Annotated in this window: 8 protein-coding genes; 5 read left to right on the top strand and 3 right to left on the bottom strand. The window is 61.5% G+C overall.

Features of this window, described 5'->3' with window-relative positions; translation table 11 throughout:
• From EOM25_10210 to EOM25_10200, 3 genes are all read right to left on the bottom strand, one after another.
• The coding region (locus EOM25_10210; protein ID NCC25551.1) for an SAM-dependent DNA methyltransferase at positions 1–1,348 on the bottom strand (1,348 nt) is incomplete at its 3' end.
• The gene (locus EOM25_10205) at positions 1,345–2,160 is read right to left on the bottom strand and encodes a TlyA family RNA methyltransferase (GenBank protein ID NCC25550.1); all 816 of its coding nucleotides are present in this window, start codon (positions 2,158–2,160) and stop codon (positions 1,345–1,347) included. The genes EOM25_10205 and EOM25_10210, both read right to left, overlap by 4 nt.
• A 6-nt stretch (positions 2,161–2,166) precedes the next feature.
• The gene (locus EOM25_10200) at positions 2,167–4,746 is read right to left on the bottom strand and encodes a glycosyltransferase family 1 protein (protein NCC25549.1); all 2,580 of its coding nucleotides are present in this window, start codon (positions 4,744–4,746) and stop codon (positions 2,167–2,169) included.
• A gap of 132 nt (positions 4,747–4,878) precedes the next feature.
• Between EOM25_10200 and EOM25_10195 the strand changes: the two genes are divergently transcribed.
• The 5 genes from EOM25_10195 to EOM25_10175 all read left to right on the top strand — a co-directional run.
• Positions 4,879–5,340 (top strand): dUTP diphosphatase, encoded by a 462-nt coding sequence (locus tag EOM25_10195; protein ID NCC25548.1) that lies wholly within the window; start codon positions 4,879–4,881, stop codon positions 5,338–5,340.
• Between the two features lie 39 nt (positions 5,341–5,379).
• On the top strand, positions 5,380–6,594 hold the full coding sequence (locus EOM25_10190; GenBank protein NCC25547.1) for an aspartate aminotransferase family protein: 1,215 nt from the start codon (positions 5,380–5,382) through the stop codon (positions 6,592–6,594).
• 132 nt (positions 6,595–6,726) lie between these two features.
• Positions 6,727–7,455 (top strand): amino acid ABC transporter ATP-binding protein, encoded by a 729-nt coding sequence (locus EOM25_10185; GenBank protein ID NCC25546.1) that lies wholly within the window; start codon positions 6,727–6,729, stop codon positions 7,453–7,455.
• A gap of 1 nt (position 7,456) precedes the next feature.
• A complete protein-coding gene (locus tag EOM25_10180; GenBank protein ID NCC25545.1) occupies positions 7,457–8,335 on the top strand; it encodes a 50S ribosomal protein L11 methyltransferase in 879 nt (292 codons plus the stop codon).
• A 24-nt stretch (positions 8,336–8,359) separates the two neighbouring features.
• Positions 8,360–8,997, top strand: a 638-nt coding sequence (locus EOM25_10175) for an endonuclease III domain-containing protein (protein NCC25544.1), incomplete at its 3' end; no start/stop codon positions are given.

The raw sequence follows: 8,997 nt of genomic DNA, 5'->3' as shown, positions 1-8,997 counted from the left end.
CACCGATGGCCTTTTCGTCCAGCCAGCGGCGCTTGTTGCCGAGGCTGCGTTTCATCGGCGTCCAGCGCTCGCGGGCGTCGATCAGCTGAATTTTACCCTTGCGATGCTTCTCCTTGCGGTTGCTGAGCACCCAGACGAATGTGCCGATGCCGGTGTTGTAGAACATCTGCTCAGGCAGGGCGACGATGGCTTCCAGCCAGTCGTGCTCGATGATCCAGCGGCGGATTTCGCTTTCGCCGCTGCCCGCGCCACCAGTGAAGAGCGGCGAGCCGTTGAAGACAATGGCGATGCGCGAGCCGGGCTTGTCGCGGTTGCCCGACTGCCACGGCTGAAACTTGGCGATCATGTGGATCAGAAAGAGCAGCGCGCCGTCGTTGATGCGCGGCAGCTTGCCGTTGTAGCCGCGAAAGTTGGGCCAGCGGTCAATCTCTTTCTTTTCCCCCTTCCAGTCCACACCAAAGGGCGGGTTGGCCAGTAGGTAGTCGAAACGCATGTCGGAGAACTGGTCGTTGGTCAGGGTGTTGCCGTATTTGATCTGGCTGTCCTTGTGCCCCTTGATCAGCAGGTCGGAGGCGGCGACGGCGTAGGAGCGCGGGTTGTAGTCCTGGCCGTAGACCTTGACCGTGGCCTGTTCGTTGTGGGCGCGCAGCCAGTTCTGGCTTTCGGCCAGCATGCCGCCGGTGCCGCAGGCCGGGTCGCAGATGGTAACTATCTTGCCCGCCTGGGTGAGCACCTGGGTGTCGGGCTCCAGCAGCAGGTTGACCATCAGGCGGATGACCTCGCGCGGGGTGAAATGGTCACCGGCCGTCTCGTTGGCCGCTTCGTTAAAGCGTCGAATCAGGTCTTCAAACACCAGTCCCATGGTAATGTTGTCCACATGGCGGGGATGCAGGTCGATTTCGGCGAACTGCGAAACCACCTGATAGAGGCGGTTGGCCTCTTCGAGTTTGGCGATTTCCTGTTCGAACTCAAAGCGTTCAAAAATCTTCTGGATGTTCTCGGAAAAACCTTTGATGTAGCCCGCGAGGTGCTGGCCGATATTGTCCGGGTCGCCCTTGAGTTTGCGGAAATCGAGATGGCTGTGATTGTGAAAACCCAGTGGCTTGCCGTCGTCGTCCTTGGCCAGCTCGTTCAGTACCCGGTCCACCAGCTGCGGGTCCTTGTCCTTCAAGGCCTCGTAGCGTTTGAGCACCGCCTCCTTGGTGGGGGCCAGCACCGCGTCGAAACGGCGCAGCACCGTCAGGGGCAGCATGACCCGTTCATACTGCGGCGGCCGGTACGGCCCGCGCAGCAGGTCGGCCACGGACCAGATGAAATTCGCCAGTTGCTGAAAATTACCTGGGGTCATGGGAGGGTATCCTTGGCATCGAGATTCAGCGTGTCGCGGTTGGTAGTTCGCTGAAGCTGAACGATGTATTCCTGGTTGCCTTTGGGGCCCTTGATGCCCGAGGCCACGAAGCCCTGCGGAGTCAGACCGAGTTCGTCGCGGGCAAAGGTCATGATGTCCTCCACGGCCATGAGACGTAAGGCCTCATCCCGAACCACGCCCTTGTCCGTTTGGCCCGGGCCGACCTCGAACTGGGGCTTGACCAGAGCCAGAATCCGGCCTCCGGGCTTCAGGAAGACCAGGCTGGGGGGAAGAACGAGTCGCAGGGAGATGAAGGAGCAATCGGCAACGATCAGATCGACGGGCTCGGGAATGAGATCCGGCGAGGCGTGCCGGATGTTGATTCCCTCCAGGCAGACCACCCGGGGGTCGCTGCGGAGCCGCCAGTGGAGCTGCCCGTGACCGACATCCAGGGCGTAGACTTTTGCCGCTCCGTGTTGGAGAAGACAGTCTGTGAACCCGCCGGTGGAGGCCCCCACGTCAAGGGCCGAAAGACCTTTCATGGCCAGATTGAAATGATTCAGGGCCGTGAGAAGCTTATGCCCCCCCCTGCCGACGAAGCGCTCCGGTTCCTGAACGGTAAAGACCGTACCCTGGGCCATGGGCTGGCCGGGCTTGGTAACGGGTCGGTCCAGGCCCTTGTCATTCCAGAAGACGAGCCCGGCCATGATCAGCCGTTTGGCTCGTTCCCGGGATTCGGCCAGGCCGGCCTCGGCCAGAAGTACGTCGGCCCGCTGTCTGGATCGCCTCCCGGCCCCGGAGCTCTCGCCCATCAGCTCCTAGTTTCCTTCGGGAAAGGCCCAGTGGATGAGACCCAGACTGTGGGGGTCCAGCAGGAGCGGGTGGTGGGGCAGGACCCGGACCGTGAATCCGTATCGACCGGAATTGTCGGGTCTGAGCTTTCCGGCGTAGATCCTCCATCCGTCCGGGGTCACTGTGTCCGTGGCCTGCATGGGCATGGTCGTCCTCGAGAGAAAAGCACCCTCATGGTCCAGCGGTCCGGCATAGATCTCGGCCTGGATGTCGTCGGGACGCAGTCCGTCGAGCATGATCTCGGCCTGGACCGGGATGGGCTCGTCGACGAAAATTTCCTCGTCGCTGCGGGCCTGGACGTTCCGGACCTTGATCTGGCCCCATTTGGTCATCAGATCCATGCGCCAGGCGGCCAGTTCCTTGGCAGGCTTCATCTCGTCGGCTGACAGGCGCACGAAGTTGTTCATGGCCGGGATGTAGGCTGTCTTCGTGTATTCCTCGACCATGCGGTGGGCGTTGAATACCGGGTTCAAGAACTGGAATTCGTTTTTCATCTTGGCGATCCAGGCCCTGGGCAGTCCGGTCTGGCCGCGGTCATAGAAGAGGGGGATGATGTCCTTTTCCAGGATGTTGTAGAGGGTCTGACTCTCGACGAAATCCTGGTATTCCAAGTCCTCGTATTCCTCACCTCGGCCGATGGCCCAGCCGAGGCTGTTGTCGGGCTTGTAGGCCTCGTCCCACCATCCGTCCAGGGTGCTGAAGTTCAAAACACCGTTGGCCATGGCCTTCATCCCGCTCGTGCCGCAGGCCTCCAGGGGCCGACGGGGGGTATTGAGCCAGATGTCGCAGCCCTGGACCAGATAACGGGCCACCTCCATGTCGTAGTCCTCGAGGAAGACGATCTTTCGGCGGGCCTTGGATTCCATGGCGAATTGGATGAGCTGCTGGATGATCTTCTTGCCCTCGTTGTCCTGGGGATGGGCCTTGCCGGCCAGGATGAACTGCACGGGGCGTTCGATATCCGAAAGAATACGCAGGAAGCGGTCTTTGTCCTTGAGAAGCAGGTAGGCCCGCTTGTAGGTCGCGAAACGGCGGGCGAAGCCGATGGTCAGGGCCCGGGGATCGAGGACCTCCTCGGCGGCCATGATGTCCTTTCGTCGGCCTCCCCTGGCCATGATTTGGACCTTGAGCCGGATGCGGACGTAGTCCACTAGACGTTCACGAAGCCGTTCCCGGGTTCTCCAGAGTTCGGTGTCCGGGATGATCTGGGATTTGGCCCAGGCCTTTTCGCAGTCCGGGTCCTCCCGCCAGTTGATGCCCAGGTAGCGATCGAACAGGGCGGCATTGGCCGGGGCCACCCAGGTGGGGATGTGAATCCCGTTGGTAATGGCCCCGATGGGCACGTCCTCCTGGGGGTATTGGGGCCAGACACGCTGCCACATTTTTCTGGAAACCTTGCCGTGAAGCTTGCTGACTCCGTTGCTGAATCGGGAGAGCTTCAGGGCCAGGACGGTCATGCAGAAGGTCTCGTTGTCGTCCCAGGGGTTTTCCCGCCCAAGGGCCAGAAAGACCTTGAAGGCCAGACCGAGGTCTCGGGCATACCGGTCGAAGTAGCGGAACATGAGATCGGCGGGGAAGCGGTCGTTCCCGGCCGGCACGGGGGTGTGGGTGGTGAAGACGCTGCTGGAGGCGTTGAGTTCGAGGGCGGCTTCGAAGGACATGGAGTGGTCGGCCATGAAGGTTCTGATCCGCTCCAGGCCTGCAAAGGCCGAGTGGCCCTCGTTCATGTGGATGACTTTGGGGTCGAGGCCCATGGCGTGGAGGGCCTTGAGACCGCCGATGCCCAGGAGAAACTCCTGGCGAATGCGCATCTCCAGGTCTCCGCCGTAGAGTTCGGCCGTGATTTCGCGGAAGTCCGGCGGATTGGAGGCGATGTTGGTGTCCAGCAGATAGAGCACGATCCGGCCGACCTTGACCTCCCACAATCGAGCCTTGAGTTCCCGGTCCTGGAGCTGTAGGGAGATTTCCAGTTGCCTGCCGTCCCGGTCCCGGACGATGGTCATGGGCATCAGGGTGAAGTCGTTGACCGGATAGCGTTCCTGCTGCCAGCCGTCCTGGGTCAGATATTGGCGGAAGTAGCCCTTCTGGTAGCAGAGCCCGATGCCCACAAGGGGAATGTTCAGGTCGCTGGCTGACTTGAGATGGTCTCCGGCCAGGATGCCCAGACCTCCGGAGTAAATGGGCAGGCTGAGACCGATGCCGTACTCCAAGCTGAAATAGGCCACGACAGGCTTGGCGTCCGGTCGTTCGAAGGCCACGGCGGAGGTGGTTCGGCCCAGATAGTGGTCGAGGGAGGATTTGCTTTCCTCCAGGCGGGCCAGGAAAAACTCGTCCTTGGCCAGATCCTCAAGCACGGGCTGGGGTAGCATGTTCAGGAACCGGACCGGGTTGCACTCGGATCGATACCAGAGATGCCGGTCGATCTGGGCGAACAGGTCGGCCACGTCGTGTTTCCACGTATACCACATGTTGTAGGCCAGATCCCAGAGGGGCCGAAGATTTTCGGGGAGTCTGGGGACGACGGAATAGATGTGCAGGGGTCGCATGGAGGCCTCGCGTTTGTGCTGGAGTTGATTCGTAAGGGGGCGGTTGGGATGTCGCCGCCGTTCTTTTCTTGCCAGCGGGTGATAAAAAAAGCAAGGCCGGCCGGGTTCGGCCGGGTGAGGGAGAGCAGGGAGATGGATGTTTTTTTGGATGTCGGTATCAAGGTGCTCCGGCCGGGGGATTGGATGAAGGGGCCAACTGCGGCCACCCCGGGTTCGGCCGGAGTTGACCTCAGGGCCTGGATGGAGGGCGAGGCCACGGTCATTGTCTCTGGGGGGCGGGCCGCGTTTCCGACCGGCCTGGCCATGGAGATTTCCCGCCCCGGAGTGGCTGGGTTCATTTTTTCACGGAGCGGCCTGGGGACAAAAGACGGTCTGGTGGTCAGTCAGGGTGTCGGAGTCGTGGATCCGGACTACCGTGGCGAGATCGTGGTCTCCCTCCTGAACACCTCGGGGGAGGAGCGGGTGGTCCGTCTCGGTCAGCGCATCGCCCAGATGGTCTTCATGCCCGTCTTTCGCCCCTTGTTTCGGGAGGTGGAGGCCCTGTCGGAGACGGCCCGGGGAGCGGGCGGTTTCGGCCATACCGGCCGGATGTGAAAATAATCTTCGCGTAGAGCGAAAAAGGAGCATATCTCAATGGTTCCAAAAGCATTGCGGGAAAGGGAGTCAGCCTTGCTCATGTCCACTTACGGACGGTACCCCCTGGACGTCGTCCGAGGTTTGGGGGCCAGGCTCTGGGACGGGGCCGGTCGGGAATACGTCGATCTGCTGGCCGGAATCTCGGTCTGTAATCTGGGACATTGTCATCCAGAGCTGACCGAGACCATGGTCGAGCAGGCCGGGCGGCTCGTCCACGTCAGCAACCTCTTTTTCCAGAACGAGCAGCTCGACCTGGCCGAGGCCCTGCTCGCCACCTGCGATCTCGACCGGGTCTTCTTCTGCAATTCCGGAGCCGAGGCCAACGAGGGTGCCATCAAGCTAGCCCGGAGATATATGCGCAAGGTCCGGGGCATCCAGGCCTTCGAGGTGGTCACCCTGTCCGGGTCGTTCCATGGCCGGACTCTGGCCACGTTGACTGCCACGGGCCAGGACAAGGTCAAGGACGGGTTCGATCCCCTTCCCGAGGGTTTTCGGACCGTGCCCTTCGGCGACTTTTCGGCTCTGGAGGGGGCCGTGGGTGAGCAAACCGCGGCGGTTCTCGTGGAAATCATACAGGGTGAAGGTGGAATTCGGGAACTGCCGACCGACAATCTTTTGGCCTTGCAGGGCCTTTGCCGGGAGCGTGGAGTGCTGTTCATGGTCGACGAGGTCCAGTCGGGTCTGTGCCGGACCGGCCGGTTCTGGGCCCATCAGCTCCATGGTCTGCGCCCGGATGTGATGACCACCTCCAAGGCCTTGGCCAACGGCCTGCCCATGGGGGCCGTTCTGGCTACGGCCGAGGCGGCCCGGGGATTCGAGCCGGGCTCCCACGCCACCACCTTCGGAGGCGGGGCCCTAGTCTCGGCTGTGGCCTCGAAGGTTCTGAAAATCATGGTCAGGGACGATCTGGCAGGAAGGGCCGAGCGGGTCGGGGCTGCGACTCGGGCCCGACTGACCAAAGTCATGGGGCGATATCCGGATCTGGTGGCCGCCATCCGAGGCCGGGGCCTGATGATCGGTGTGGAGTTGACCTTCCCCGGCAAGGAGGTCTGGGAATCCCTCATGATCGAAAAGGGTTTCATCCTCAACCTGACCCAGGACCGCATTTTGCGGCTTTTGCCTCCCCTGACCATAGTCCAGGAGGATCTGGACGACTTCGCCCAGGCCTTGGAGGATATTCTGGGCCGAATGTCGGGCGGGTCGACGATCTGAAGGATTGGCGGCGAGGGCTTCGTTTGACAGTGTTTCCGGGCTCGGGTAACGCCCATTGACTTGACGGAGAACCCCTTTCCCCCGGGATCTTCGACCTTCGGACTCTCACCAAAGACCTACGGGATATCCAACATGTCCTTGATCGAGTTTCACAACGTCCATAAATGGTACGGGGATTTCCACGTCCTCAGAGGCATCGACGAACAGGTGGACAAGGGCGAGGTCCTGGTCATCTGCGGGCCAAGCGGATCGGGCAAGAGTACCTTCATACGCTGTCTGAACCGGCTGGAGGACATCGACACAGGGAGCATCCTGTTCGAGGGCCGGGACATCACCCGGCCGGATGAGAATCTGAACCGGCTGCGGACCGAGATCGGCATCGTCTTTCAGCAGTTCAACCTTTATCCGCATCTGAGCATTTTGCAAAATGTGACCCTGGCTCCGCGCAAGGTCAGGAAGATGTCCAGAAACGATGCCGAATCCATGGCTTTGGATCTGTTGAAGCGGGTCGGCATCCAGGATCAGGCCCACAAGTATCCGGTGGAGCTGTCCGGAGGCCAGCAGCAACGGGTGGCCATTGCCCGGGCCCTGGCCATGCGTCCCAAGGTGATGCTGTTTGATGAGCCGACCTCGGCTCTGGACCCGGAAATGATCAACGAGGTTCTGAACGTCATGAAGGATCTGGCCCGGGACGGCATGACCATGCTCTGCGTGACCCACGAAATGGGCTTTGCCAGGGAGGTGGCCGATCGGGTTCTGTTCATGGACGAGGGCCTGGTGGTGGAGCGGGGCACACCCGAGCACTTTTTCACCAGCCCTCAGCACGAGCGGACCAAGGCCTTCCTGAGGGAGATTCTCTGAGATGGGGGACGGATCGGTGGCCGAGTCCGGGATTTTATTCTCCATCAACGTGGATGTTGACGAGACGACCCTCCCGGCGTTGCAGGGCCTGCTCTTCCGGCAATGTCCCTGGGGTTGGGAGGAAAGTGAGTCAGAGGCCGGCCGGGTCCGGCTGACGGCTCATTTTCACAGGCTCGAAGACAGGGATCTGACGGCCGGGATGTGCCGTGAGCGGTGGCCCGAAGCCATCGTCAGTCTGGCCGAGATCAAGGAACTCGATTGGGCTCTGGCCTGGAGGGAGTTCTTTACTCCGGTGGAGGTCGGTGACGCCATGGTGGTTCTCCCCTCCTGGGAGCAGGGCTCCCAGGTCGAAGGATCCAGGCATATTCTGTACATCGAACCGCAGATGGCCTTTGGGACTGGACATCATCAGACGACGGTCCTTTGTCTGGAAGCGGTCATTAGGCTGCACCGGGCCGGGCGGCTTGGGCCAGGAACGAGTTTTTTGGATCTGGGCACGGGTTCGGGCATTTTGGGCATCGGCTGCGCTCTCCTGGGTATGCAGGGCATCGGTCTGGATATCGATCCTGCGGCTCTGGCCAACGCTGAGACCAACATCGAACTGAACGGGGTGGCCGACCGGTTCTCGGTCCGCAAGGGTTCGGCCCATACCCTTGAAGGCGACAAGCCCTTTGATCTGATTCTGGCCAACATCCTGGCCGAACCGCTGAAGCGAATGGCCAAAGACATCGTTTCGGCGCTGGCTTCGGGCGGAGCCCTGGTTCTTTCCGGCCTGCTCGTCGATCAGGCTGGGGCGGTGGCCGAGCGTTACGAGGGCCGGGGTTTGGGGCGACCGACCAGATACGAACGGGGCGAGTGGGCGGCCCTGGTCTGGGCCTGACAGGGCCGCAAAGGACCGTTTCCCATGGATCGACAGACGATTCTCCTGAATTGGTACGGGGCCATGCTTGACGCGCTGGGACCCAGTCATTGGTGGCCAGGCGAGACCCCGCTGGAGGTGGCCGTGGGAGCTATCCTGACTCAGAATACGAACTGGGGGAACGTGTCCAAGGCCATCTGGAACCTGAAGTCGGCTGGGGTTCTTGAGGCTGACAAGCTCTACGCCCTGCCCGAGACCGATCTGGCCGAATTCATCCGCCCGTCGGGATACTATCGACTCAAGGCCAGACGGCTGAAGAATTTTCTGTCCTTTCTCCACCGGGAATGCAGATTGGATCTACCGGCTCTGGGAAGGAGGGACCTGGAATCTCTCAGGCCCGCTCTGATCGAGGTCAAGGGCATCGGACCGGAGACCGCCGACTCCATCCTGCTGTATGCCCTGAACAAGCCGACCTTTGTGGTGGACGCCTACACGAGGCGCATCCTCGTACGGCATGGAATGCTTCCCGAGGATGTGGACTACGAGGAGATGCGTTCGTTCTTCATGGACGTCCTGGACCCAGACGTTGATCTGTTCAACGAGTTCCACGCCCTGATCGTCCGGGCGGGCAAGGCCCACTGCCTCAAGGGGGACCCGAAATGCGGCGGCTGCCCGCTGGAGCG

This window comes from Deltaproteobacteria bacterium, from assembly GCA_009929795.1.
Taxonomy (GTDB): domain Bacteria; phylum Desulfobacterota; class Desulfovibrionia; order Desulfovibrionales; family Desulfomicrobiaceae; genus RZZR01.
The sequence above is the reverse complement of the archived record's forward strand: the minus strand, read 5'-3'. Positions and strand labels throughout refer to the sequence as shown.